Origin of the sequence: Ciceribacter sp. L1K23, from assembly GCF_018122705.1 — a bacterium.
Taxonomy (GTDB): domain Bacteria; phylum Pseudomonadota; class Alphaproteobacteria; order Rhizobiales; family Rhizobiaceae; genus Allorhizobium.
The window spans coordinates 1,161,021-1,186,259 of sequence record NZ_JAGRRC010000001.1 but is presented as its reverse complement, the minus strand read 5'-3'; the positions used below and the strand labels follow the sequence as shown (position 1 = coordinate 1,186,259).

20 protein-coding genes are annotated in these 25,239 nt (G+C 64.0%); 10 read left to right on the top strand and 10 right to left on the bottom strand.

The genetic code is table 11. From position 1 onward, the window contains the following. Positions 1-101 precede the first annotated feature (101 nt). The 3 genes from J5J10_RS05400 to J5J10_RS05390 all read left to right on the top strand — a co-directional run bounded on the left by J5J10_RS05400 (position 102) and on the right by J5J10_RS05390 (position 3,099). The gene (locus J5J10_RS05400; RefSeq protein ID WP_211929130.1) at positions 102-2,072 is read left to right on the top strand and encodes a methyl-accepting chemotaxis protein; all 1,971 of its coding nucleotides are present in this window, start codon (positions 102-104) and stop codon (positions 2,070-2,072) included. A gap of 1 nt (position 2,073) precedes the next feature. After that, positions 2,074-2,538 (top strand): chemotaxis protein CheW, encoded by a 465-nt coding sequence (locus J5J10_RS05395; RefSeq protein ID WP_208551465.1) that lies wholly within the window; start codon positions 2,074-2,076, stop codon positions 2,536-2,538. A 198-nt stretch (positions 2,539-2,736) separates the two neighbouring features. After that, the gene (locus tag J5J10_RS05390) at positions 2,737-3,099 is read left to right on the top strand and encodes a hypothetical protein (protein WP_211929129.1); all 363 of its coding nucleotides are present in this window, start codon (positions 2,737-2,739) and stop codon (positions 3,097-3,099) included. A 254-nt stretch (positions 3,100-3,353) separates the two neighbouring features. On the opposite strand, the gene J5J10_RS05385 is transcribed toward J5J10_RS05390, so the two are convergent. Both J5J10_RS05385 and J5J10_RS05380 read right to left on the bottom strand, forming a co-directional pair. Then, positions 3,354-3,845, bottom strand: coding sequence for a CreA family protein (locus tag J5J10_RS05385; protein ID WP_211929128.1), 492 nt, complete (start codon positions 3,843-3,845; stop codon positions 3,354-3,356). 46 nt (positions 3,846-3,891) lie between these two features. Further along, on the bottom strand, positions 3,892-4,533 hold the full coding sequence (locus tag J5J10_RS05380) for a 3'-5' exonuclease (RefSeq protein ID WP_211929127.1): 642 nt from the start codon (positions 4,531-4,533) through the stop codon (positions 3,892-3,894). A gap of 50 nt (positions 4,534-4,583) precedes the next feature. Between J5J10_RS05380 and J5J10_RS05375 the strand changes: the two genes are divergently transcribed. The 4 genes from J5J10_RS05375 to J5J10_RS05360 all read left to right on the top strand — a co-directional run bounded on the left by J5J10_RS05375 (position 4,584) and on the right by J5J10_RS05360 (position 8,849). Further along, positions 4,584-5,225 (top strand): hypothetical protein, encoded by a 642-nt coding sequence (locus tag J5J10_RS05375; RefSeq protein WP_211929126.1) that lies wholly within the window; start codon positions 4,584-4,586, stop codon positions 5,223-5,225. A 152-nt stretch (positions 5,226-5,377) separates the two neighbouring features. Then, positions 5,378-7,507 carry a DEAD/DEAH box helicase gene (locus tag J5J10_RS05370; protein WP_211929125.1) on the top strand — a complete coding sequence of 710 codons (2,130 nt, stop codon included), beginning with the start codon at positions 5,378-5,380 and terminating at the stop codon, positions 7,505-7,507. Between the two features lie 63 nt (positions 7,508-7,570). Further along, entirely contained in the window at positions 7,571-8,434 is an 864-nt protein-coding gene (locus tag J5J10_RS05365; protein WP_211929124.1) for a TIGR02587 family membrane protein, read from the top strand. Between the two features lie 7 nt (positions 8,435-8,441). Then, positions 8,442-8,849: a TIGR02588 family protein gene (locus J5J10_RS05360; protein ID WP_208551472.1), complete on the top strand. Its 408-nt coding sequence runs from the start codon at positions 8,442-8,444 to the stop codon at positions 8,847-8,849. A gap of 52 nt (positions 8,850-8,901) precedes the next feature. Here the strand turns inward: J5J10_RS05360 and J5J10_RS05355 are convergent, their stop codons facing one another. Continuing rightward, positions 8,902-9,528, bottom strand: a complete 627-nt coding sequence (locus J5J10_RS05355) for a TetR/AcrR family transcriptional regulator (RefSeq protein WP_208551473.1) — start codon at positions 9,526-9,528, stop codon at positions 8,902-8,904. A 92-nt stretch (positions 9,529-9,620) separates the two neighbouring features. Here J5J10_RS05355 and J5J10_RS05350 point away from each other — a divergent pair, with 92 nt between their 5' ends. Genes J5J10_RS05350 through J5J10_RS05340 form a run of 3 tightly spaced genes read left to right on the top strand, consistent with a single transcriptional unit; the run spans position 9,621 to position 14,850 of the window. After that, the gene (locus J5J10_RS05350; protein WP_211929123.1) at positions 9,621-10,706 is read left to right on the top strand and encodes an efflux RND transporter periplasmic adaptor subunit; all 1,086 of its coding nucleotides are present in this window, start codon (positions 9,621-9,623) and stop codon (positions 10,704-10,706) included. Then, complete coding sequence (locus J5J10_RS05345) at positions 10,703-11,788, top strand: efflux RND transporter periplasmic adaptor subunit (protein ID WP_211929122.1); 1,086 nt, start codon at positions 10,703-10,705, stop codon at positions 11,786-11,788. The genes J5J10_RS05350 and J5J10_RS05345 overlap by 4 nt, the downstream gene beginning before the upstream one ends. Further along, complete coding sequence (locus J5J10_RS05340) at positions 11,785-14,850, top strand: efflux RND transporter permease subunit (protein WP_211929121.1); 3,066 nt, start codon at positions 11,785-11,787, stop codon at positions 14,848-14,850. The genes J5J10_RS05345 and J5J10_RS05340 overlap by 4 nt, the downstream gene beginning before the upstream one ends. A gap of 58 nt (positions 14,851-14,908) precedes the next feature. Here J5J10_RS05340 and ligA read toward each other — a convergent pair whose 3' ends face one another. The 7 genes from ligA to ftsZ all read right to left on the bottom strand — a co-directional run bounded on the left by ligA (position 14,909) and on the right by ftsZ (position 25,229). Continuing rightward, a complete protein-coding gene (gene ligA, locus J5J10_RS05335; RefSeq protein ID WP_211929120.1) occupies positions 14,909-17,068 on the bottom strand; it encodes an NAD-dependent DNA ligase LigA in 2,160 nt (719 codons plus the stop codon). Between the two features lie 66 nt (positions 17,069-17,134). Beyond that, positions 17,135-17,947, bottom strand: coding sequence for an endonuclease/exonuclease/phosphatase family protein (locus J5J10_RS05330; RefSeq protein ID WP_211929119.1), 813 nt, complete (start codon positions 17,945-17,947; stop codon positions 17,135-17,137). A gap of 37 nt (positions 17,948-17,984) precedes the next feature. After that, positions 17,985-19,376 carry a cardiolipin synthase gene (cls, locus tag J5J10_RS05325; protein ID WP_211931143.1) on the bottom strand — a complete coding sequence of 464 codons (1,392 nt, stop codon included), beginning with the start codon at positions 19,374-19,376 and terminating at the stop codon, positions 17,985-17,987. A 105-nt stretch (positions 19,377-19,481) separates the two neighbouring features. Continuing rightward, positions 19,482-21,155, bottom strand: coding sequence for a DNA repair protein RecN (gene recN, locus J5J10_RS05320; protein ID WP_211929118.1), 1,674 nt, complete (start codon positions 21,153-21,155; stop codon positions 19,482-19,484). A gap of 30 nt (positions 21,156-21,185) precedes the next feature. Further along, positions 21,186-21,992, bottom strand: coding sequence for an outer membrane protein assembly factor BamD (locus J5J10_RS05315; protein ID WP_249116833.1), 807 nt, complete (start codon positions 21,990-21,992; stop codon positions 21,186-21,188). A 264-nt stretch (positions 21,993-22,256) separates the two neighbouring features. After that, the gene (gene lpxC, locus J5J10_RS05310) at positions 22,257-23,222 is read right to left on the bottom strand and encodes a UDP-3-O-acyl-N-acetylglucosamine deacetylase (protein ID WP_208551481.1); all 966 of its coding nucleotides are present in this window, start codon (positions 23,220-23,222) and stop codon (positions 22,257-22,259) included. A 276-nt stretch (positions 23,223-23,498) separates the two neighbouring features. Further along, the gene (ftsZ, locus tag J5J10_RS05305; RefSeq protein ID WP_211929116.1) at positions 23,499-25,229 is read right to left on the bottom strand and encodes a cell division protein FtsZ; all 1,731 of its coding nucleotides are present in this window, start codon (positions 25,227-25,229) and stop codon (positions 23,499-23,501) included. Positions 25,230-25,239 lie beyond the last annotated feature (10 nt).

Below are 25,239 nucleotides of genomic sequence, written 5' to 3'. Positions count from 1 at the left end.
TCGAATCGCGTGGATATGACATCCGCGGACTGTGCTGCGTTCCGACCTTCGCATGACACCGACGAGGCCGATTGGGGCCATGGAAAAGCATCGAGGAACGCATGCTGGGGTTCATTGCCGGTCATAACCTGTCCGTAAAACAGAGAATGATGACGCTCGGCGCTGCCGCCGTCATCGGTATCGCATCCATGCTCGGAGCGGGCTGGTACCAGAACAGCCGCGCCGATGCGGCCCTTGAACGCGCCATAGAGAGCCAGATCGCGATGGAACGCGTCGGCGAAATGCGGCTGGCCGTTTCCAACCTTGTGCTCGCGGCCATGGACACGATCATCGATCGCGACGAGCGCGTGGTCCAGCCGGAGCGCCTCGCGATCATGGCCGAAAGCGGCGCCATGCTTTCCGACAATGTCGAAACCCTGAAATCCGTTGCCGCTGACGCCGGCCAGCCGACGCTGATCGACGGTTATGCCGAAAAGGTCGCCGCTCTGCGCAAGGCCATCGAGATCGACCTGAAGGCACTGGTCGAGGCCGGCGCGGAGCCTGGCTCGTATGCCGCAGCCGACGATATTATCGACAGCAGCGGCGACGAGGTAGCCGAAATGCTGACCAAGATCGCCGGGCTTGGCGGCAGGCTGATCGAACAACGGGTCTCCGAGGCACAGGAGAGCTCCGCAGAAGCGCTTTACATACAGCTGGTGCTGGGCTGCATCGCCTTTGTCAGCGTTCTGGCGCTGCAGCTGATCCATGGGAATGCCATCGTCAACGGCATCCAGTCTGTCCGCGCCTTCCTGCAGTCCATCATCGACGGCAATTACCAGGCCGACGTCGCCGAAAAATCGCGGAAGGACGAGATCGGCGACATCGCACGGTCGGCGGATCTCTTCCGTCTCGCCGCGATCGAGAAGATCCAGATGGAAGCGGAGGCCGAGAAGGAGCGCGAGGAGCGCGAGCGGGAACGGCTGAGCCGCGCGGCGGCCACGGAAGAGGATGCCCGCGTCATCAAGAGCGCAGTCGACCAGCTCGGCCAGGGCATCAACATGCTGGCCGAAGGTGATCTTTCTCCAACCATTTCGAGCGCCTTCGCCGGCGAACTCGACCGGCTGCGCTCCGACTTCAACCAGCTGACCGAGCGCCTGCGCAACGTCATGCGCGACATTGCGACCAGCACCGCCTCGATCACCGCCAACAGCCACCAGATGCGCTCGGCGGCCGACGACCTCGCCCGCCGGACGGAGCAGCAGGCGGCCTCCCTGGAGGAAACCTCCGCCTCGCTCGACCAGATCACCGCCACCGTCCGCACAGCCGCCGAACGGGCCGAGGAGGCAAGCCGCATGGTGGACGGCGCCAAGGATTTCGCCGAACGATCGAGCGTGGTGGTCGGCGACGCCGTTGCCGCCATGGAGCGCATCCAGACAGCCACCGGCGAGATCGGCAAGATCATCAACGTCATCGACGAGATCGCCTTCCAGACCAACCTTCTGGCGCTCAACGCCGGCGTTGAAGCCGCTCGTGCCGGGGACGCCGGCAAGGGTTTCGCGGTGGTCGCGCAGGAAGTTCGGGCGCTCGCCGGTCGCGCGGCCGATGCGGCCCGGGACATCAAGGACCTGGTTGGAAAATCCAATGACGAGGTCAAGACCGGCGTCGATCTGGTGGCCGCCGCCGGCGAGGCGCTCCATCGGATCGGCGAAGAAGTTTTGCAGATCAACGACCACGTTAAATCAATCGTAACTGCTGCTCGTGAACAATCAGCGGGACTATCTGAAATCAACGTGGCCGTCGGCCAGATGGATCAGGTGACGCAAAAGAACGCGGCGATGGTGGAAGAAACCAATGCCGCAAGCCATACGCTGGCTCAGGACGCGGAAAACCTCACGCGACTGGTCGGCCAGTTCAAGACCGGAGGCAATGCCGCTTCCGCCCCGGTCAAGCCGGCAGCAGCGACAGCCGCGGCCGTGCCGAAAGCTTCTCCTGCCCGCGACCTGATGAACAGGGTGGCAGGATCGATCAACCGCTCCGCTCCGGCAGGCCGCGCCGGAACGGCAGCCGCAACAGAAACCTGGGAAGAGTTCTGACATGACAAACGCGATCAAACAGTCCGGGGCCTACCTCGAAATCGTCTCGTTCCACCTGGGTGACCAGGAGTTCTGCATCGACATCATGGCGATCCGCGAAATCCGCGGCTGGGCGCCGGTGACGCCGATGCCGCACACCCCGCCCTACGTGCTCGGTCTCATCAACCTGCGCGGCGCGGTGATCCCTGTTATCGACATGGCCTGCCGCCTGGGTATGAAGATGACCGAACCGTCGGAACGCGCTGCCATCATCGTCACCGACATCGCTGGCAAGCTGGTCGGCCTCTTGGTCGAACAAGTCTCCGACATGATGACCATCAAGGGCGAGGACCTGCAGCCGGCACCGGAAATCATCCCGGAAGCCCAGCGCGCCTTCTGCCGCGGCATCGTGGCGCTGGAAAAGACCATGGTCTGCTTCCTGAACCTCGACACTGTGATTGCCGACGAGCTGGCCCAGGCTGCCTGATCCGGCAATCGGGCCAAAGCACGTCCGAAATGAGGCCACGCGCTCGCGCGTGGCTTTCGCATATGTGATTTCAACCTCTGAAACTGCCTAAATTAGCAAAAATAACCGGAAAATTGTCGTTATTTTTCCGGAACTTCGCCGACTCCCGTCCGTTCTTTCATCGTCCAACACAGAGACGAAAACGGAAGGAGAAACACCATGAAAAACGTTATCAAGATCGCCCTGGCCGGTATGTTCGCTGCCTCGTCGCTGGGCGGTATCGCCTTGGCTCAGACGGCAACCACCACCATGGCGCCGGATGCCACCACGACCGGTTCGACCATGGCTGAGGACAACTATACAATCGTTCGCCTGAGCTCGCTGAACAACGACACGGACCGCCAGCAGTACGAGCGCCTGTCGCTTGTCGCAACTGACGCATCGCAGGTCCAGGAAGCCCAGGCTGAAGTCGCGGCCGACCCGGCTCTGGCTGCCAAGCTTCAGGCAGAAAACGTCCAGATGGAAAACATCATCGAAGTTGAGACCGCTGCCAACGGCGGCAAGATCATCTACGTCCGCTAATCTGATCGACGGACGAACTCTGCGGAGTAAGCCATATCAACAAACGCAGACCGCCCCGATGGGAGTCGGGGCGGTCGACGAAACGAATGGCCGTCAGGCCAGGCAAGACATTGAAAACACGGACTGGGGTTTGCCCGCTTTCCGGATGTCAATGTGATCCTGCCTCATAATAAGTATGACCAAAAGCCCTCCTCACCCACCCGATCGGCCAAAACTGGGTTCATTTTCAAGAACCGCTTGACCTTTTTTGGGTTTTAACGCTGCGGCTTTCCCTCTTCCCATCGCACCTCTTCGCCGAAAAGCGGGACAGTCGAGATCGCCATTTTGGCCGACCCCTCGACGACCTGACGGCTGTGCGCCAAGTAGATGAGTGTGTCGTTCGCCTTGTCGTAAATCCGGTTCACCACCAGCGATTTCCAGATCAGCGAACGTCCTTCGCGAAACACTTCCTCTCCATCTTCGGACAGATCGATATCACCGATCTCGATCGGGCCGGTCTGCCGGCAGGCGATCGAGTTGTTGGACGGGTCTTCGAACCAGTTGCCATTCGACAGCCGATCGATGATCGAGCGGTCGAAATAGGTGACGTGGCAGGTCACGCCCTTCACTTTTGGATCAGACACAGCCTCGACGACGATGTCGTTGCCGACCCAGTCGACCCCGACCTTGCCGACAACCTCGGCGGCGACGGGCGTGACGAGGGCGCCGAAAACGGCGGCGGATGCCAGGAAACGGCGAAAAGCCATGGGTTTCACTCCTTTGTGATCGTTCCCATAGAGTGGGATCGCACGGTCAGGCTTGCAAGGCCGCGCGTCGCCGCGGCGTGCGGGCGACCGAGCACGCATCATAGCCGCCGCGATAAATTCGCCCGGGATTGATACCGAGCAGCGACGCAAACGCGATCAGGCTGTCCGCGCCCGCTTCCGCCGCCATGGGGAGCGACGCTTCGGCGCAAATGCGCGCATCCTCGGCCGCATTATGATGCTGGAAAGAAAGACCGAGATGCGCCGCGAGCACGTTCAGCCGGTGCGATCCGAGATCCGGCCAGTGCCGCTGCGCAAGCTTGACGCTGCACAGGTAGGAAAGCTCGGGATAGTCGAGGCCGTACATGTCGAGGCTGGCGCGCAGCACGGAGAAATCGAAGGAGGCATTGTGCGCGATCATCGTCGCGCCCTCGAAATCCTCCGCGAACTCCGCCATCACATCCGGAAACTCCGGCGCGAAAGCGACATGTTCGGGGCGAATGCCGTGGATTGCGATGTTGAAGGAGGAAAAGCGATTGCCCGGCGGCCGGATAAGCCTTTCCTCGACGCGCACCACCTTGCCATCCTCGATGAAGGCAAGCCCGATGGAACACGCACTGGCGCGCGCTTCGGTGGCTGTTTCGAAATCGATGGCGATGGTCTTGCCGGCGGAGTGATATGCGATCGACATGATCCCGGCATAGGCTGCATCAGGGATTCGGGCAAGGTTTTGAGGGCAATATGCCGAAGATCGCCGGCTTTTACTGCGAGATCGACAATCCGGACGGCCACGGTCTGCCGCTTGTCTTCCTGCACGGCAGCGGGCAGGACGAGACGGTCTGGGGCGATCGGGCCGAGTGCCTGGGGCCAGACTCGCCCCGCATTCGGCTGCGCGGCAAGGTCGACTGGGAAGACCGTTACGCCTTCTTCCGCCGCCGCCCCGACCGCAGCCTCGACCCTGAAGACCTCGCACGCTCGGTCGCGGAACTGGCCGTCTTTCTCGAAAACCTCGCCGCGCTGCTGCCGGACCGGCCTCCCGTCATGGTCGGCTACTCCAACGGCGCCATCGCCTCGGCCGCGCTGGCAATCAAAAAGCCCGAGGCGACACGGGGCGCAATCCTCATGCGCCCTCTTTCACCCGCTCCCGGGACGGACTTTGCCGGTCTCGGCGGCTACCGTCTCCTCCTCCTGAGCGCAACGGCGGACGAACGCCGCAACCCCGCCGACGCCGCCTTGCTCGCCGCGCAGCTTCGGGCGGCTGGCGCGGAGGTCGAACATCACGATCTTCCCTGCGGCCACGGCTTCGACGAGGAAGGACGCGACATTGACCTCGCACGCCAGTGGCTAGACCGGCTGGACGGAGTAAAAGACGACCGGGTTTGAGCGGCGCCGGAGCTTTTTCAGTCCGCCCCCTGTACTTTTTGCCGCCGCGAGGATAGGAACGCGGCAAAACCGTGTCGCCGGCTACGTATAGACTGCCGGCCCTGCCCTTCCATCCCTCGGGAACGGAAGGAGCGTAATCGAAAGACCGTTACATGACCCAGTTTGACGGCATCGCCCCGGCGATCGCTGAAGCCTTGCGCAAGCGCGGCTATGACACCCTGACTCCCGTTCAGCAGGCGATGATCGATCCCGAACTGGAAGGCCGCGACGCGCTCGTCTCCGCCCAGACCGGATCCGGAAAGACGGTCGCCTTCGGCCTTGCGCTGGCGCCGACGTTGCTCGAAGGCGAAAACCGCTTCGGACGGGCCGGCGCGCCGCTGGCGCTCGCCATTGCACCGACCCGCGAACTCGCCATGCAGGTGAAGCGCGAGCTCGAATGGCTCTATGCCGAAACCGGCGCCTCGATCGCCTCCTGCGTCGGCGGCATGGACGTGCGAACCGAACGGCGCGCCCTGGAACGCGGCGCCCATATCGTCGTCGGCACTCCTGGCCGCCTGCGCGACCATATTACCCGCAACGCGCTCGACCTCTCGGCGCTGCGCGCGGTCGTGCTCGACGAGGCCGACGAAATGCTCGACCTCGGTTTCCGCGAGGATCTGGAATTCATCCTGGAAGAATCACCGGATGACCGCAGGACGTTGCTGTTCTCGGCGACCGTGCCGCGCTCCATCGCCGATCTTGCCAAGAGCTACCAGCGCGATGCCCGCCGCATCGAGACCGTGTCCGAGAAGAAGCAGCACGTCGACATCGAATACCGTGCGCTGACCGTCGCCAATCCCGACCGCGAGAACGCCATCATCAACGTGCTCCGCTACTACGAGGCGCGCAACACCATCGTGTTTTGCTCGACGCGTGCGGCCGTGAACCATCTGACGGCCCGGCTGCACAATCGCGGCTTTTCGGTCGTGGCCCTCTCCGGCGAGCTCTCCCAGAACGAACGCACCCACGCCCTTCAGGCCATGCGCGACGGCCGTGCCCGCGTCTGCATCGCCACCGACGTCGCCGCCCGCGGCATCGACCTGCCGGGGCTTGAACTCGTCATCCATGCCGACTTGCCGACCAATTCGGAAACCCTGCTGCACCGCTCGGGCCGGACGGGCCGCGCCGGCAACAAGGGCATCTCGGCGCTCATTGTTCCGGTCAATGCCCGCCGCAAGGCCGAACGCCTGCTCGGTGGCGCCAATGTACAGCCGACCTGGGCGCTGCCGCCGTCCGCCGACGAGGTGATCGCCCGCGACGACGAACGGCTTCTGGCCGATCCCTCGCTGACGGAAGCGATCACCGAGGACGAAGCGCCGATGATCGAGGCGCTCATCGCCACCCACGGCGCCGAGCAGATCGCCGCCGCCTTCATCCGCCTGCAGCGCGGCAATCGCTCGGCGCCCGAAGACCTGATCCAGGTCAATCTGGAAGCCGCCAAGAAGCGCCGCGAGCCCGACTATGCCAATCCGTCGAGCCCGGTCACAAAGCCGCGCGGCGACTTCGGCCCGAGCGTCTGGTTCACGGTCTCCGTCGGCCGCCGGCAGAATGCCGAGCCGCGCTGGCTGATCCCGATGCTCTGCCGCAACGGCAAGATCACCAAGGACGTGATCGGCGCGATCAAGATGCAGCCCGAGGAAACCTTCGTGGAAATCGCCGAGGATGGACTGGATCGCTTCCTGTCAGCGATCGGTCCCGGCGGTCAGCTCGAGCGCGGCATCACCATTGAGCAGCTCGAGGGCAAGCCAGACTTCTCCGCGCCGCCGAAGGAACGTCCGCAGCGCGACGATCGGGAGTTCGCCGACCGCAAGCCGAAGCGTGAGCGCCCGGCCCGTAGCGAGGGCGACGCGCCGGCAAGGGACTGGGCCGGCAAGAAGGACTTCACGCCAAAGAAGGATTTCGCTCCGAAAAAGGATTGGGCCGCGAAAAAGGACGGCGCCGGCCGCAAGGACTGGAAGGACAAGCCGGCTCGCGACAATGCCGCCCGTCCGGCGCGTCGCGGCGATGACGACCTGAGGGCTGCCGATGCCGAAGTCTGGGGCGATGCGCCGGCAAAGCCGCGCCGCGACGACAGGCGCCCCGCGGAGGCGAAGAGCTTCGGCAAGCGCGGTGACGGGCCGCGCGGTCGTGGCGACGCAGCCGGCGGACGCGAAGGTCGGTTCACCAAGCCGCAGGGCGGGCCGAAAGCCGGCGCGCGGGACGGAAAAAACAAGGGCTTCGGTCCGAAAAAACCGCGCGGCTGATATCGGCCACGGAACCAAATACCCCGTTCCGCGTTTGGAGTACGCACCGCGGACGGGGTATTCATGGGTCAGCAGACCAGCCTGAAAGATGACAGTGTCGATCGGCACGCCGCCTCGCGGTTTATCTGGGGGCTGGCGCGCGGCGGAGCAAGCGCACTCCTGTTCTCGCTTCCCATGCTGATGACGATGGAGATGTGGGCCCTCGGCGTCTATCTCTCTCGCGACAAACTGCTGCTTCTCCTGCTTCTGAACATGCCGCTGCTCGCAGTGCTTTCCCACCGGATCGGCTTCGAGCATACCGCGACGTGGCGGCAGTCGATCCGTGACGCGCTCGTTGCCTACGGTATCGGCATCGTCGCGAGCGGTGCGATCCTCGTGCTGTTCGGCGTCATCAAGAACCACATGCCGCTCGACGAGATCATCGGCAAGATCGCGGTACAGGCAGTACCCGCCAGCATTGGCGCCCTGCTCGGCCGCAGTCAGCTTGGGACGAGCGACGAGACAGAGGATGACGACGAGGACACGGATCGACGTACCTCCTATGTCAGCGAGCTTTTCCTGATGGCGATCGGCGCCCTGTTCCTGTCGCTGAACATCGCTCCGACCGAGGAGATGATCCTCGTCTCCTACAAGATGACCTACTGGCACGCGCTCGTTGCGATCCTTTTGTCTCTCGCCGTGATGCACGGCTTCGTCTACGCCGTCTCCTTCGACGGCGGACACAGCATGGAGAAGGATGCGCCTCGCTGGCATGCGTTCGTGCGCTTCACCCTGCCCGGCTACGCCATCGCCCTTCTCATCAGCCTTTATTCGCTCTGGACGTTCGAACGTCTCAACGACAGCGCCATGCTGACGGTTGCGATGTCCGTGATCGTTCTCTCCATGCCCGCGGCGATCGGCGCCGCGGCAGCCCGCCTGATCCTGTGAGGTCGCCATGTCTCCTGCAAAACAGACATTTCCCGAATCCGGCAAGCCTCACTGGATCGAGTGGGTCACCGGTGTCGTCTCCGGTTTGCTGGTCGCAAGCCTGGTGATCTGGATCGCCTACGAAGCGGTGGCCGGCGAACAGAAGCCGCCCGAACTCGTCGTGCACGCGACGCAGGTCGAGCAGATCGCGGGAGGCTTCAGGGTGTCGTTCGATGTCCAGAACCGGTCCGGCACGACAGCAGCCGCCGTCGTCGTGCGCGGGGAACTGTCCGACGGCGATGAAACGGTGGAAGACGCCGAAATCACCTTCGACTACGTTCCGGCCCAATCGAAAAGCAGCGGCGCCGTGATCTTCGATCGCGATCCGGCCGAGCTGTCGATGTCGCTCCGTCCCGTCGGCTACACCGAGCCATAAGGGCATCGTTGGCAGCCGGGGGTTCGCTTGATCGCTGCCTGCTCACCGTTCCTCAATCCCGAGCGGCGGAGATGCCCTTCAGTACCAAATCGAGATGGGCTTCCATGTAGGCCGGCAGGTCGACCGTTCGCCGGCTGTCGAAGATCAACAGGTCGATCATCAGGGTCAGGATCGGCGCGACGATGATGTCGGCGTTGACGGTCGGCGAGGAGCGAAATTCTCCGGCCGCGATGCCCTCGTCCAAAATCTGCTGCGTACGGCCGATCAGCGGCTCGATGAGTTCGGCGTGGTGGGCATCGATGACTTCGGGAAAACGCGTGCCCTCCGCCACGACGAAACGCAGCAGTTCCTTCGCACGCCGGTCCTGTGTCACCTTCTCATAGGCGATCTGGAAAAACGATCGGAGCTGGTCGGCGAACGAGCCGCTGAGGCCGTCCGTTTCCCGCAAGAGATCCTCGATCGGCACAGAGACATGCCGGATCATCGCCGAGAACAGGTCCTCCTTTGTCGGGAAGTAGACATAGATCGTGCCCTTGGTGACCCCGATCCGATCCGCGATGTCCTCCACTCGTGTAGCGGAAAAACCGTTCGCGACGAACTCTTCGAACGCCGCGTCGAGGATCTGGATGGGCCGTAGCGCCTTCTGCTCTGCGCGCGTGAGCTTTCTGGCCTTGATCATCGATATACCTTTCATCGCCTCCGCGACGGAAATTCATTGACTAACGAGTCATTCAACGATACAGATTTGCCACCGATATTCAAGAGGCGATCATGCAACGGCTCCGTACAATACTTCTGGTGGCGTGCTCATGCGCCTCCCTGGCCGCCTGCGCTCCGGCGGAAGAGGCAGGCGACAAGGCTCCCCGACACGTGGAAACGGTGACAGTCAGGGCAACGCCCTGGTCGGAGAAGGTGTCCAGCACAGGTGAAATCAATGCGCGCGTGCAGTCCGAACTGTCGTTCCGCATCAGCGGCCGCATCATTGAGCGGCTGGCCGATGTCGGCGACCGGGTCGCGGCTGGCGAGGTGCTGGCCCGCATCGACTCGGAGGAACAGCAGGCCGACCTGCAGGTGGCGCTCGCCACGCTGCAATCGGCCGAGGCGCAGCAAACGCAGGCACAGCAGGCTTTCGACCGACAGCAGAGCCTGTTCACGACGGGTGTTTCGACCCGCGCCGCGCTGGACGAGGCCCGCGAGGCGCTGCTGAGGGCCGATGCGACAGTCGATTCGGCCAAGGCCCAGGTCGACACGGCCCGCGATACCCTAGCGCAGACAGAGCTGAAGGCCGACGCCAACGGCATCATCACCGCCAGAAATGCAGAGGTGGGACAGGTGGCGCAGGCGGCCCAGCTGATCTTCACCCTCGCCCAGGACGGACCGCGTGACGCCGTCTTCAACGCCGACGAGTCGCTGTTTCTCGGTCTCGGCCTTGGCCGCACGATCGAAGACGAGGTCGAGGTTCGGCCGCTGAGCGGCGGCGCGCCGATGAAGGCGATGGTTCGCGAAATTTCCCCGACCATCGACACCAGCACCGGCACGATCCGAGTCAAGCTGGCGATCGAAGGGGATCCTCAGGTGAGCCTCGGCAGCCCTGTCGTCGCAACGGCGCGCTACACGCCTGTCGACACGATCGAACTGCCCTGGTCGGCGATCGCTTCCGACGGGGGGCGGCCCGCCGTGTGGGTCGTCGATCCGCAGACGAGCAAGGTATCTCTGCGTCCGGTCGAGATCCTGGTCTATGGCAGCGAGAGTTTTTCGGTCCGCTCCGGCCTCAAGCCCGGCGAAATCGTCGTCACGGCGGGGACCAAATTCATCAGCGACGGGGATGTCGTTGCCTACGAGGGGGCCGCCCAATGAACAAAGTGTGTAAACTCGTCCTGGTCCTCCTGGCAGGCACGGCTCTATCGGCCTGTCAGGACGAGGAGCAGAAGGCGGCGACGGAACCCCGGCCAGTACTCTCGGTCGTGGCGATCGCCGAGCCCGCGGTCAAGCTTGCCCTGCCCGGCATCGTCGAGGCACGGATCGAGACCGAATTCGGCTTCAGGATTCTCGGGCGCGTCGTCGCCCGCAATGTCCAGACCGGCGATCTCGTGAAGAAGGGCGACGTTCTCGCCGCCATAGATCCGCTGGCGCTTGAACTTGCCGTGAAGAGCGCGCAGTCCGACCTCGCCAACAGCGAGGCGCAGCTCGCCAACGCCATCACAACCGAGGAGCGCCAGAAAACCCTGTTCGAACGCCAGTCCGGCGCCAAGGCCGCCTATGAGACGGCGCAGCTGGAGCGCAAGACGGCGGAAGCCGCTGTCGCCAAGGCGAAAGCCAATCTGGCCAAGGCGAACGAGCAGCTCGGTTACGCGCAGCTGGTCGCCGAATTCGACGGCGTCGTCACAAGCACTTCGGCCGAAATCGGCCAGGTCGTCTCTCCAGGACAGACGATCGCCACCGTCGCACGACCGGAGGAGCGCGATGCAGTGATCGATGCACCGGAGACCGCCGGAAAACTTTTGCAGCCGGGATCGGTTTTCGATGTGTCCCTGCAGCTCGATCCGTCGGTCCGGGCGCGCGGCATCGTCCGCGAAATCGCCCCCGAAGCCGATGCCGCCACCCGGACGTTCCGCACGCGACTGACGCTGGTCGAACCGCCGGAGGTCATGCGGCTTGGCTCAGTGGTGACGGCGACCGCGACCAACGGCGGTGAACCGGCGATCCGCCTCCCCGCCTCCGCCATCAGGACCGACGGCGCCGCGCATTCCGTCTGGATCGTCGACGTCTCCGCCGCCAAGGTGGCTCTCCGACCGGTGACCATCGACGGCGATCCCTCCGCCGGAGGACCGGTCACGATCCTTTCCGGCGTCGAGCCCGGTGACAGGATCGTCACCGCCGGTGTCAACACGCTCGAAGAAGGCCAGTCCATCCGCGTCGATCAGGAGATGACAAAGTGAAATCCTTCAACCTCTCCGACTGGGCGCTCGAGCACCGTTCGCTCGTCTGGTACTTCATGCTGATCTTCATCGTGGCGGGCACGCTCTCCTACATCAATCTCGGACGCGAGGAGGACCCTGCGTTCACGATCAAGACGATGATCATCAACGCCCAGTGGCCGGGCGCTTCGGCCGAGGAAGTCACGCTTCAGGTGACCGATCGGATCGAAAAGAAGCTCGAGGAGCTCGATGCGCTCGACTATACGAGAAGCATCACCAGGGCCGGCCAGACGACGATCTTCGTCGAACTGCTCGACACCACCAGAGCGAAGGACGTGCAGGACAACTGGGTCCGCGTCCGCAATATGGTCAACGATATCAGGGGCGAGTTTCCGAGCGGTGTCGTTGGTCCCGCCTTCAACGACAGCTTCGGCGACGTCTACGGCAACATCTACGCCTTCACCGCTGATGGCCTGACACAGCGCCAGTTGCGCGACCTCGTCGAGGACGCCCGCGCCAAGCTGCTGACCGTGCCGAATGTCGGCAAGATCGATGTGATCGGTGCGCAGGACGAGGCGATCTATCTGGAATTCTCGACCCGCAAGATCGCGGCACTCGGCATCGACCAGCAGTCCGTCATCGCCACGCTGCAGGCGCAGAACGCCGTGACACAATCGGGCGTCGTCGAAGCGGGTGCAGAACGGATCGCCCTGCGCGTCAGCGGCCAGTTCACCTCCGAAGACAGCCTCAAGGCCATCAATCTGAGGATCAACGACCGCTTCTTCCCGCTGACCGACATCGCCACGATCAAGCGTGGCTATGTCGATCCGCCGTCTTCGCTGTTCCGCTTCAAGGGCGAGCCGGCGATCGGCCTTGCCATCGGCATGAAGACCGGCGCCAACCTGTTGACCTTCGGCGAGCAGCTCGACGCCCAGCTCGACCGCGTCGTCGCCGACCTGCCGATCGGCGTCCACGTCGAGCGGGTCTCGGATCAGCCGAAGGTGGTCGAGGAAGCCGTCTCGGGCTTCACCAGGGCCCTGTTCGAGGCGATCGTCATCGTTCTCGCGATCAGCTTCATCAGCCTTGGCATGCGCGCCGGCATGGTCGTCGCCATCTCCATCCCGCTGGTGCTGGCGATCACCTTCGTCTTCATGGAGTACACCGGCATCTCGCTGCAGCGCATCTCGCTCGGTGCGCTGATCATCGCGCTCGGGCTGCTTGTAGACGACGCCATGATCGCGGTCGAAATGATGGTGTCGCGGCTTGAGCACGGCGATACGCTGCGCAAGGCGGCGACCCACGTCTATACCTCAACCGCCTTCCCGATGCTGACCGGTACGCTTGTCACCGTCGCCGGCTTCATCCCGATCGGCCTCAACAGCAGCGCAGCGGGCGAATTCACCTTCACGCTGTTCGTCGTCATCGCGGTTTCGCTGATCGTCTCCTGGGTGGTGGCGGTGCTGTTCACCCCACTGCTCGGCGTCACGATCCTGCCGAAGACGATGAAATCCCACCACGAGAAGAAGGGCCGCTTCGCGAGTGCCTTCGCATCGCTGCTGGCGCTCGCCATGCGTTGGCGCTGGGTGACCATTATCGCCACCGTCGTCGTCTTCGCGGTGTCGGTCGGCGGCCTGGGTCTCGTGCAGCAGCAGTTCTTCCCTGCCTCCGACCGCGTTGAACTGATCGTCGACTGGGACCTGCCACACAACAGCACGATCGCCGAAACGAACCGGCAGATCGCCCAGTTCGAGCGGGAGAAGCTCGTCGGCAATCCCGACATCGACCATTGGTCGACCTATGTCGGCGAAGGGGCGCCGCGCTTCATCCTCTCCTATGACGTTGCGACACCCGCCCCCTCGACAGGCCAGGTCGTCATCGTCACAAAGGACCTCGAAGTACGCGACCGCCTGCGCGCCGATCTGCAGGACTATCTCGTCAAGACCTTCCCCGGCACCGACGCCTTCGTGAAGCTGCTCGACATCGGCCCGCCGGTCGGCAAGCCGGTACAATACCGGATCGGTGGTCCGGACGTGCAGAAGGTGCGCGAACTTGCCGGCAGGCTCGGCTCGATCGTCAACGGCCATCCACTGCTCTCCAACATGACCTTCGACTGGAACGAACCCTCGCGGGTCGTGAAGGTCGACGTGCTGCAGGACAAGGCTCGCCAGCTTGGCATCTCCTCGCAGGACATCGCCACCGGCCTCAACAGCATCGTCGAGGGATCGGCCGCGACGCAGGTCCGTGACGACATCTACCTGATCGACGTCATTGGCCGGGCGCAGGATTCCGAACGCGGCTCGATCGAGACGCTGAAGAACCTGCAATTGCCGAGCACCAGCGGCAAGTCCGTGCCGCTCTCGGCAATCGCCAAGTTCCGCTACGAGCTCGAACAGCCTGTGATCGCGCGCCGCGACCGTATCCCGACGATCACCGTCAAAGCAGCCGTGATCGGCCCGACCCAGCCGGCGACCATCGTCGAGCAGCTGAAACCGGCAATCGACGAGTTCGCCCGGTCGCTGCCGGCGGGCTATCAGGTGGAGGTCGGCGGTTCGGTGGAATCGAGCGCGGAATCGCAGGGGCCGATCGTTGCCGTGGCGCCGCTGATGCTGTTTGCCATGGCGACGATCCTGATGATCCAGTTGCAGAGCTTCAGCCGCTTGTTCCTGGTCTTCGCGGTCGCCCCGCTCGCCCTGATCGGCGTCGTCGCGGCATTGCTGCTCAGCAACGCGCCCATGGGCTTCGTCGCCATCCTCGGCGTGCTGGCGCTGGTCGGCATCCTGATCCGCAACTCCGTCATCCTCGTCGTCCAGATCGAGCAGTTGCGGAGCGAAGGTATCTCGCCATGGAAAGCCGTTGTGGAAGCGACCGAGCACCGCATGCGGCCGATCATGCTCACCGCAGCGGCCGCGACGCTCGCGCTCATCCCCATCTCGCGCGAAGTGTTCTGGGGACCGATGGCCTACGCCATGATGGGCGGCATCGTCGTTGGCACCGTCCTGACCCTGCTCTTCCTGCCGGCGCTCTACGTCGCCTGGTTCCGGATACCGCGCGAGGACGACGATAAAGCACAGCCGGCCGCATGACGGAACGACTGAGGGCGCCGCGAGGCGCCCTCTTCACTTCCGAAGGATCTACGATCACTCAGCCGGCGATCAGCGCCAGCCATTCGTCCTCGTCCATGACGGTGACGCCGAGTTCGCGGGCCTTGTCGAGCTTGGATCCGGCGCCGGGGCCGGCCACGACGTAATCGGTTTTCTTCGACACGGAACCCGCCACCTTGGCGCCCAGCGATTCCGCCCGCGCCTTCGCCTCGTCGCGGGTGAACTTTTCGAGCGAACCGGTAAAGACAACCGTCTTGCCGGCGACTGGGCTTCCGCTCGCTGTCGGCGCTTCCGCGTCAAGCGGTGTGACTTCCTGAAGGAGGTCTTCAATGACGGCGGTGTTCCGCGGCTCCTTGAAGAACTCGACGATCGCGGTTGCCACCACCTCGCCGATCCCTTCGATGGCGTTCAGCTCGTTCCAGGCCTCACCATGGAGCGGCGCGGCCTCCTTCATGGCCGCCGCGAAAGCCGCATAGGAGCCGTAGGAGCGCGCCAACAGCTTGGCGGTGGTCTCGCCCACGTGGCGGATGCCGAGCGCGTAGATGAACCTGTTGAGGGCGATCTCGCGGCGGGCGTCGATGGCATCGAACAGCTTCTTGACGCTGACCTTGCCGAAGCCCTCGATGTTTTCCAGTCGAGTGAGGACCGAGCCCTCCTGGCGGCGCTTGAGCGTAAAGATTTCCGGCGCCGTCCGGACCCTGATCGCCGGATCCTCGCTCTCGAAGAAGAAGTCGACCTGCTTGGTGCCGAGGCCCTCGATGTCGAAGGCGTTGCGCGAGACGAAGTGCTTGAGGTGCTCCTTCGCCTGCGCCGAGCAGACGAAGCCACCGGTGCAGCGCGTGACGGAATCGAGCTTCCCGGTCTTCTCGTTCTTTTCCCTGACAGCATGGCTGCCGCAAACCGGGCACTTCGTGGGAAACTGGTACTTCGCCGCCCCCTCCGGCCGCTTCTCCATGACGACGTCAAGCACCTGCGGGATGACATCCCCTGCCCGCTGCACGATGACGGTGTCGCCGATACGGATATCGTGCTCCTCCTCGCGGATGCGCTGGCCGGAATTGCCGATGCCCTCGATGTAGTCGGCATTGTGCAGCGTCGCATTGGTCACCACGACACCCCCGACGGTGACTGGCGTCAGCCGCGCAACCGGCGTCAGCGCGCCGGTGCGGCCGACCTGGATGTCGATCGCCTCGACGGTGGTGAAGGCCTGTTCGGCCGGGAACTTGTGCGCCGTCGCCCAGCGCGGCGAGCGCGAACGGAAACCCAGACGCTCCTGCAGGTCGAGCCGGTCGACCTTGTAGACGACACCATCGATATCGTAGTCGAGCTCGGCGCGTTGAAGGCCGATCTGGCGGTAGTGCTCCAGGATATCCTGCGTCGAGGAGAGCCGCTTCATCAGCGGATTGACCGGAAAGCCCCAACGCTTGAACACCTCGACCATGCCGAACTGGGTGTCTTCAGGCATCTCCGACATCTCGCCCCAGGCATAGGCGAAGAACCGCAGCTTGCGGCTTGCCGTCACCTTCGGATCCAGCTGGCGCAGCGAGCCCGCGGCGGTGTTGCGCGGGTTGACGTAGGTCTGCTTGCCCTCCGCCTCCATCTGCGCGTTGAGCGCCATGAAGTCGGACTTGGCCATGTAGACCTCACCCCTCACCTCGACGACATCAGGGGCGTCGGCCGGCAGCGTATTCGGGATTTCGCGGATCGTGCGGATATTGGCGGTGACGTTTTCGCCGGTCGTGCCGTCGCCGCGTGTCGCCGCTGTCACCAGTTCGCGGTTCTCGTAGCGCAACGACATCGACAGCCCGTCGATCTTCGGCTCGGCGGTAAAGGCGATGGAGTCGTCCGGCAGCTTTCCGAGAAAGCGGTAAACGGACGAAACGAAGTCGGCGACATCCTCGTCCGAAAACGTGTTGTCGAGCGACAGCATCGGCCGGGCATGGGTGACCTGCGAGAACACGCCGGCAGGGGCCGCGCCGACGCGCTGCGAGGGGCTGTCGGTCCGAACAAGTGTCGGAAAATGCGCCTCGATCTCGTCGTTGCGACGCTTCAGCGCGTCATAGTCGGCGTCGGAAATCTCCGGCTGGTCCTTGCCGTGATACAGCGCATCGTGATGGGCGATCTCGCGCGCCAGCCGCTCGAGTTCGGCTTTCGCCTGCTCCTCGGTCAGGGTCTCGACGGGAACGAGCTGTTCGGCCATGGCATCCTCCGGAATCGTCTGCAATTCTCATAACGCAAATTCGCCGAATGGAAACCTGCGAGACGTCTAGCTTAGGCAGGCTGTGAGATCGATCCTGGCAGTAAGTGGCAGGTGATCGGAGGCCTTGCGGGCAAGCGGCGTGTCGTGAACGGCAAGATTGCCGATGAGGCCCTGACGGTTGGCGAGGATACGGTCGAGTGACAGCACCGGCATGCGTGCTGGAAAGCTCGGCAGCGCCGGCGGCAGGGGCCCGAACAAGGTTTCGAGCCGGTTGAGCGCCGAACCATTGCCGAGGCGCCATTCGTTGAAGTCGCCCATCAGGATCGTCGGCCGGTCGTCGCGGCCACCCAGCAATTCGAGCAGAGTGTCGGCCTGCTGGCGGCGCGCCCAGCGCATCAGTCCGAGATGGGCGGCGACGACGCGGATCGAGGCGCCGCGCTCGAGGTCGATTTCAGCGAGCAGCGCGCCACGCGGTTCCAGGCCCGGTAGCTTGACCTGATGCACGTCGCTGACGACACCCTGCCGAAACAGCAGCACATTGCCGTGCCAGCCATGCGATTTCGGATTCGACGTGACGGGTACCGGAACGAGCCCCGTCTCGTGCCTCAGACGCGGCAGGTCGAGCAGCCCGGCACGCTCGCCGAACCGCATGTCCGCCTCTTGCAGCGCGATCACATCGGGACCGATTTCGCGGATCACTTCCATGACGCGGGACGGATCGAACCGGCCATCGGTGCCCACGCACTTGTGCACGTTGTAGGACGCGACCAGCATGCTGTCGCCGTCGAGGACGTATCCAGGATGCTGCGACGGACGCCGCTTGCGATTACGGATGGAGGCGATCAGCGCACGGGCAAGGTTGGTGTCGTTCGTCTTCATCGCAAAGTTCCCGCTCCCTTCCCGTCCACGCTCCATCTCATAGATAGGGCGACCCCAGCCAGAAGATGCGGTCGGTCAGGCGCAGCGGAAACGGCCGCGCTTTCAGCTGGTCCAGCTTCAGCTCGGTACCGCCATCGCGGGCCGCGAGAATCCGCGCCTCCACCTTCCGCGCGAAATTGGGGTCATGCACCTCGAGGTCGATCTCGAAGTTCAGGCGCAGCGACCGGGAATCCAGGTTGGAGGAGCCGACGAAAGCCCAGTTGCCGTCGACCACCAGAAGCTTCGAATGATCGAAGGGCCCGGACGACAGGAAAACACGGCTACCATCCTTCAGCACCATCGCGAACTGGGCCATCATCGCCCGCGCGACGATGGCGAGATTGTTCTGCGAGGGCACCACGATTTCGACCGCAACGCCACGCCGGGCGGCAGTGGCCAGCGCGCCGAGGAAGACATTGTCAGGCAGGAAATAGGGAGACATGATGCGGATCGATTTTTCCGCGATCGAGAACGCGCCTGTCAGAAGCTTGTGATTGGTCTCGATCGTCGAATCAGGACCGGAGACCACGGCCCTGGCGCACGCCGCTTGCGGCCCTGCGACCCCGATCCCGGACGAAATCCAGGGCTCGCCGGACAGGGTTTCCCCGGTTTCGAAATGCCAATCCTCCGCCGCAACGGCGAACAGATCGGCGACAAGCGGCCCATGCACGCGGAAATGTGTATCGCGGTTCGCCGCCACGCCGCTGAAGCCGGCGCGAATGTTCATGCCACCGGCGAAGGCGATCAAACCGTCGACCACCATGATCTTGCGGTGCGTGCGCAGGTTCGCATAGGGCAGCCTGAGTCCCATGATGACCTGCCCGTTGAACGAGGCGACGGTGACCCCTCCGGCTTCGAGATAGGGCAGAATGCTGGGCACCGAATAGCGTGCGCCGACGGCATCGATCAGCACGCGCACCTCGACGCCCCGCTGCCGCGCCGCGATGAGCCGGTCGGCGATGCGTTTACCGACGCGGTCGCGGTCGAAGATATAGGTTTCCAGAATGATGGACCGATCGGCCGCATCGATCGCCGTGCAGAAGGCGTCGTAGGTCTCGTCACCGCTTCCCAGAAGATCGATCTGGTTTCCGTCCACCAATGGACTGGAGGCGACCCGATCGCCGAGCCTTTTCAGGGAGGCCATGCGCGCTCCGAACCGCTGCGCATACGTTTCGTCGTCGACGATATGGGATGCGAGGATCGTCTCGACCGCCGAATGGGGAACGTGCCGGCGCAGGAGCAGCGACTTGCGGCGGATTCGGTTGACGCCCGCCACCATGTAGATCAGCGCTCCGAGGATGGGCGACAGGATGATGACGCCGACCCAGCCGATCGCGGAAGGCACGTCGCGCTTGGTCATCGCCGCATGCACCGCCGCGACGCTGCCCATGGCTATGGAGAGAGCGGCGAGCACATGCGGCCAATAGGTCGAGATGATGTCCACGCGCTGTTACTCCGTTGTCCGCCGACGAGAACGACCGGAAGCGGTTTTCGTTCAATGATCTCCGGAAAGCAGTTTGGCCGCCGCCGCGCGAGCCTCGTCGGTGATCGAGGCGCCGGCGAGCATCCGGGCGATCTCCTCGGTCCGGTGCTCCGGCTGCATGCGGGCGACGCGTGTCGCGATCTTGTCGGCGGCTTCCTCGGACGGTCCCTTGGAGATCAGCAGGTGCGTCGAGGCGCGGGCGGCGACCTGCGGCGCGTGGGTAACCGACAGGACCTGCACTTTCGAGGAGAGACGCTTGAGGCGCTGACCGATCGCATCCGCCACCGCGCCCCCGACACCCGTGTCGATCTCGTCGAAGACCAGCGTCGGTGCCGAACCGCGATCGGCGAGCGCGACCTTGAGTGCCAGCAGGAAGCGCGACAGCTCGCCGCCAGACGCCACTTTCATGATCGGGCCGGGTCGCGTGCCGGGATTGGTCTGCACATGGAACTCGACGGTATCGATGCCGTCGGCGGTGGCCGCCTCGGCATCGGTGGTGAGCTCGACCATGAAGCGGGCACGCTCCAGCTTCAGCGCCGGCAGTTCGGCCATGACCGCTGCGGCGAGAGCGTCGGCGGCGTTGTGGCGCTTGGCCGACAGCGACTTCGCCGCGTGATCGAAAAGCGCCCTCGCCTCGCCGACGGCCTTGTCCAGGATCGACAGTTTCTCTTCGCCGGCATCGAGATCGGCGAGATCGGCGACCATCTTCTCGGCAAGCGCCGGCAGATCGGACACGAGAACCGAATACTTGCGGCCGGCGGCGCGAAGCGCAAACAGCCGCTCTTCGACGCGTTCCAGCTCGCGCGGGTCGAATTCGGTGCGCCTGAGCGCCGATTCCACTTCCATCTGCGCGTTGGACAGATTGTCGAGCGCCGAATCGAGCAGTTGCACCGTCTCTTCGAGCAGGCCGGGCGCCTCATGACTCTTGCGTTCGAGCCGCCGCACCAGCGAGGCGATCAGCGGTACGGGGGAAGCATTTCCGTTGAGGAATTCGGAGGCTTCGGCAATGTCGCCGGCAATGCGCTCGGACTTCTGCATCACCGCGCGACGGTCGGCGAGCTGGTCCTCCTCGCCATCCTGCGGCGACAGCGTTTCCAGTTCCTCGACCGAGGCGCGCAAGTAATCCGCTTCGCGGGCGGCAGCCTCGACCTTGGCGCGATGCGCCTTGGCGGCACGTTCGGCGTCGCGCCATTTGCGATAGAGCTCGGCAACGGCCAGCGCTTCGTCCTGAAGCCCGGCAAAGGCATCGAGCAGGATACGGTGGGCGTTGGTGTCGATCAGCGCACGGTCGTCATGCTGACCGTGGATTTCCACGAGCAGCTGACCAGCCTGTCGCATAAGCTGCACGCTGACGGGCTGGTCGTTGACATAGGCCTTGGTGCGTCCATCAGCCGACTGCTGGCGGCGGAAAATGAGATCGCCGTCATCGTCGATGCCATTGTCACGAAGAAGAACGCGCGCTGCATGATTCGCTGCAACGTCGAAGACTGCGGTCACCTGCCCCTTGTCGAGTCCGTGTCTCACAAGCCCGCCATCGCCTCGTCCGCCGAGCGCCAGCGAGAGGCTGTCGAGCAGGATCGACTTGCCCGCGCCGGTTTCGCCGGTCAGCACCGACAGGCCGGCCTCGAAGGCGAGGTCCAGACGTTCGATCAAGACGATGTCACGGATCGACAGCTGAACCAGCATGGGCTTTCAGGTCTCGTTCGGATTCGGGGCTCACGTGCCGAGAATAAGCTTCTTGCCCGCTCTCGCAATCCAGGAGCCCGGATTTTCACGCGGCTCCAGGCCTCCGGTCTGCAGAAGCTTGTACGAATCGGCGTACCACTGGCTGTCAGGATAGTTGTGTCCGAGAACGGCCGCGGCGGTCTGCGCTTCCTGGGTCACGCCCATGGCGTAGTAGGCCTCGACGAGACGAGCAAGCGCTTCCTCGATCTGATTGGTGTTGGAATAATCCTCGACCACCTTCCGGAACCGGGAGATGGCCGCGAGGTATTCCTTGCGCTCCAGATAGTAGCGGCCGACCTGCATCTCCTTGCCGGCGAGCTGGTCGCGCGCGAAGCGGATCTTGGCCTGGGCGTCGGGCACGTATTCGGAGTCCGGCCAATTCTCGACGACCTTCTGCATCGCCTCGATGGTGCGCACCGACGGCTTCTGGTCCTGCGTGACGCTGGCGATCTGGCGCCAGTTCGACAGGCCGATCAGGTACTGCACGTAAGCCGCGTCGTCCGACTTCGGATAGAGCGCCATGTAACGGTTGCCGCTGGAGATCGCCTCCGTGTAGCGCGAGGTGCGGTACTTGACGTAGGTGGTCATGACCAGCGCCTTCTGCGACCATTCCGAGAACGGGTGCTGCCGGTCGACCGCCTCGAACTTGCGCCCCGCCTCCGTCATGTTGCCTGCCTTCATGTTGGCAAGCCCCTGATTGTAGAGCACTTCCGGGGGATCGGTCTCGACCGCGAGCTTGGTGATGTCGATGTCGGGATCCGTCTGGCACCCGGCCAGAAGGACACCCGGGCCCGTCATGAGGACACACACGGCGGCGATACGCGCTGCTTTCTTGACCATTCTCGACCCTACATCACTCGTACGACGGTTCCCGGCTGCAGCGCCGCCGGCGAAGATCGCCTCTCTCAACTGGCGTTTCTAGCCACAAATGCGGCAAGAGGGCAACGCAATGATCGTGATTTAACGCATTTTTATGGCAGCCGGCGGGCTTGCACCAAGAATGACCGTTCGCCGATCCGTCAGATGACAAGAAAAAGGCGGGTCCGAAACCCGCCTTTTAAATCAAACCTCCGCAGCCCAGGGCGCGAAGCCCGGAACGCTGACCGCCACGAACTCGCCTGCCCTGACCCGTGTCGTGCTGCGCGACGGCGCCTCGACGATTTCATAGGCGGTCGGATCCGACAGCAGGGCCTTGAGCGCATTGGCGTTCATCTTGTGGCCGCCGCGATAGGAGCGGTAGCAGCCGATGAACTGGGCGCCGGCAAGCGCCAGGTCGCCGACGGCATCGAGGGTTTTGTGACGCACGAACTCGTCGCCGGCATACCGCAGGCCCTCGACGTTGATCACTGTGTTGTCGTCGGAAATGACGACGGAATTTTCAAGCGACGAGCCGAGCGCGAAACCGGCGGCCCAGAGCTTTTCCACATCGCGCATGAAGCCGAAGGTACGGGCACGCGACAGTTCGTCCTTGAACGTGCCGGCGGTCAACTCACCCTGCCAGGACTGGCGCCCGATCAGCGGCGTGTCGAAATCGATCTCGACTTCGAACCGGGTGCCGTCGTGCGGACGGAATTCGGACCAGGAGGCGCCGTTATCGATTCGCACCGGCTTCAGAACGCGGATATAACGACGCTTGACGCCGAGATTGCGGATACCGGCCTGCTCGATCGCTTCGATAAAGGGCGCGGAGCTGCCGTCCATGATCGGCATCTCGGCGCCGTCCACCTCGACGATCAGATTGTCGATGCCGAGCGCGTAGATCGCGGCCATCACATGTTCGATAGTGGCGACTGAGCCCTTGGCGGTCTTGCCGAGAACCGTGCAGAGATCGGTATTGCCGACATTGTTCGAAACGGCGCGCAGTTCCGTCGACGTTCCGTCGGCATGCTGGCGGCTGAACAGGATGCCGGTGCCGGCCTCCGCAGGCTGAAACGTGATCGACACAGGCGTGCCGGAATGAACGCCGATACCCGATATCGTTACGGGGGATTCGATTGTGGACTGGAAGCCCAGGAGGCCGATTGCCATTCTAACTTAACCTTCCGCACGGCGCGCCAAACCTTGGGACGAAAGGCGCAGCCCCATCTTTAAACACCGTCCGCACCAAAAAACGCCAAGCGGGACATCTGTCTTCACCCCATACATACGGGTGCGCGGCGGCCAAACCAAATCACTGTTTCTTTCGAATTGTTACGAATCTTCTCGAAAGAATAACTTAATATTTTCAAACGCTTGAACACGGAAAGACGAAAGGCCCGGACGAAGCCGTCCGGGCCTTTCGTTACAATGTGGTGACGGCGTCGGTCAGGTCGACTGGCGTCGCAGGAAAGCCGGAATTTCCAGCTGGTCGTCGTCATGGCCGGCATGGCTTGCCGGAACGGGGCGACCATGGTCGTCGAGGTTGCCGCGACGCGGTGCGTAGAGGCTCGCCTCGGGCGACAGCGGGCGACGCTGCTGCGAGGCAGCCGGCGGCACGGCGGTCATGTCGGCCTGCACACCCTCTTCGTCGGCATGGCGGCCGAGACTGTTGGTGATCCGCTTCAGGAGACCCATCGGGCCACGCTCGTCAGCAGCAGCCGGCGCGGCCTGGGTGGCACGCTGGTCGATTTCCGCACGCAGAACCGGCGGGAAATCCTCCACCTTCGGCATCCGGACCGGGTCGACCGTCTGGCGTCCAACGGATGCTGCCATCGGCTCGTGCATCATCGGAGCAGGCTGCGGCGCCGGAGCGGGAGCCGCCGGACGCGTCATGACCGGAGCCGGCTGCGGCGCGGGTGCGCGCACCGGAGCCTCTGCAGCGGGCTGTGCGAACAGCTTGCTCTGCGGACGGAAGTCGCCGGCCGGCGCGGCGGGCTGTTCCATCGACGGGGCGGCCGGGCGGGCCATGGCGATTTCGAGCTCGCGCTCCATTTCAGCTTCTGCCGAGCGGATGGTCTCGGCGACCGGATCGATCGCCTTCGGTGCCTGCGCGGCGACAGGCTGAACGGCGGCCGGGGCCGGAGCCACGGCCGCGGAAGGACGGGTAACTGTTCTCTGGACCGGCTCATAACCCTGCTGGCCCATACCGGCCGCACGGTCGATGCCCGTGGCGACGACCGACACGCGGATCAGGCCTTCCAACGCTTCGTCGAAGGTCGCGCCGAGGATGATATTGGCATCCGGATCCACTTCCTCGCGGATGCGGGTCGCAGCCTCGTCGACTTCGAACAGGGTCAGGTCACGACCGCCGGTGATCGAGATCAGCAGGCCCTGGGCGCCCTTCATCGAGGTTTCGTCGAGCAGCGGGTTCGCGATCGCGGCTTCGGCGGCCTGCATGGCGCGGCCCTGGCCGGAGGCTTCGCCGGTGCCCATCATGGCGCGGCCCATCTCGCGCATCACCGAGCGAACGTCGGCGAAGTCGAGGTTGATCAGGCCTTCCTTGACCATCAGGTCAGTGATGCAGGCAACGCCCGAGTAGAGCACCTGGTCGGCCATCGCGAAGGCGTCGGCGAAGGTGGTCTTGTCGTTGGCGATGCGGAAGAGGTTCTGGTTCGGGATGACGATCAGGGTGTCGACCGACTTCTGCAGTTCCTCGATACCCGATTCGGCGAGACGCATGCGGCGCGCGCCTTCGAAATGGAACGGCTTGGTGACGACGCCGACAGTCAGGATGCCCTTGTTGCGTGCCGCCTGGGCAACGACCGGAGCCGCACCCGTGCCGGTGCCGCCGCCCATGCCGGCGGTGACGAAGCACATGTGGGTGCCGTTCAGGTGGTCGATGATCTCGTCGATGCACTCCTCGGCGGCTGCACGACCGACTTCCGGCTGCGAGCCGGCGCCAAGGCCTTCGGTGACGTTGACGCCGAGCTGGATGATGCGTTCGGCCTTCGTCATGGTGAGCGCCTGGGCATCCGTGTTGGCGACTACGAAGTCGACGCCCTGGAGGCCGGCGGTGATCATGTTGTTGACGGCGTTGCCGCCGCCCCCGCCCACGCCGAATACGGTGATGCGCGGCTTCAGCTCGGTGATGTCTGGCTTTTGCAGCTTGATAGTCATTTACCCATTC

Bases quoted from the DNA above. Each gene is read 5' to 3' on its own strand.
- J5J10_RS05400 (WP_211929130.1), top strand. From the start codon at position 102: ATGCTGGGGTTCATTGCCGGTCATAACCTGTCCGTAAAACAGAGAATG.
- J5J10_RS05395 (WP_208551465.1), top strand. From the start codon at position 2,074: ATGACAAACGCGATCAAACAGTCCGGGGCCTACCTCGAAATCGTCTCG.
- J5J10_RS05390 (WP_211929129.1), top strand. From the start codon at position 2,737: ATGAAAAACGTTATCAAGATCGCCCTGGCCGGTATGTTCGCTGCCTCG.
- J5J10_RS05385 (WP_211929128.1), bottom strand. From the start codon at position 3,845: ATGGCTTTTCGCCGTTTCCTGGCATCCGCCGCCGTTTTCGGCGCCCTC.
- J5J10_RS05380 (WP_211929127.1), bottom strand. From the start codon at position 4,533: ATGTCGATCGCATATCACTCCGCCGGCAAGACCATCGCCATCGATTTC.
- J5J10_RS05375 (WP_211929126.1), top strand. From the start codon at position 4,584: ATGCCGAAGATCGCCGGCTTTTACTGCGAGATCGACAATCCGGACGGC.
- J5J10_RS05370 (WP_211929125.1), top strand. From the start codon at position 5,378: ATGACCCAGTTTGACGGCATCGCCCCGGCGATCGCTGAAGCCTTGCGC.
- J5J10_RS05365 (WP_211929124.1), top strand. From the start codon at position 7,571: ATGGGTCAGCAGACCAGCCTGAAAGATGACAGTGTCGATCGGCACGCC.
- J5J10_RS05360 (WP_208551472.1), top strand. From the start codon at position 8,442: ATGTCTCCTGCAAAACAGACATTTCCCGAATCCGGCAAGCCTCACTGG.
- J5J10_RS05355 (WP_208551473.1), bottom strand. From the start codon at position 9,528: ATGATCAAGGCCAGAAAGCTCACGCGCGCAGAGCAGAAGGCGCTACGG.
- J5J10_RS05350 (WP_211929123.1), top strand. From the start codon at position 9,621: ATGCAACGGCTCCGTACAATACTTCTGGTGGCGTGCTCATGCGCCTCC.
- J5J10_RS05345 (WP_211929122.1), top strand. From the start codon at position 10,703: ATGAACAAAGTGTGTAAACTCGTCCTGGTCCTCCTGGCAGGCACGGCT.
- ligA (WP_211929120.1), bottom strand. From the start codon at position 17,068: ATGGCCGAACAGCTCGTTCCCGTCGAGACCCTGACCGAGGAGCAGGCG.
- J5J10_RS05330 (WP_211929119.1), bottom strand. From the start codon at position 17,947: ATGAAGACGAACGACACCAACCTTGCCCGTGCGCTGATCGCCTCCATC.
- cls (WP_211931143.1), bottom strand. From the start codon at position 19,376: ATGGGCAGCGTCGCGGCGGTGCATGCGGCGATGACCAAGCGCGACGTG.
- recN (WP_211929118.1), bottom strand. From the start codon at position 21,155: ATGCTGGTTCAGCTGTCGATCCGTGACATCGTCTTGATCGAACGTCTG.
- J5J10_RS05315 (WP_249116833.1), bottom strand. From the start codon at position 21,992: ATGACGGGCCCGGGTGTCCTTCTGGCCGGGTGCCAGACGGATCCCGAC.
- lpxC (WP_208551481.1), bottom strand. From the start codon at position 23,222: ATGGCAATCGGCCTCCTGGGCTTCCAGTCCACAATCGAATCCCCCGTA.
- ftsZ (WP_211929116.1), bottom strand. From the start codon at position 25,229: ATGACTATCAAGCTGCAAAAGCCAGACATCACCGAGCTGAAGCCGCGC.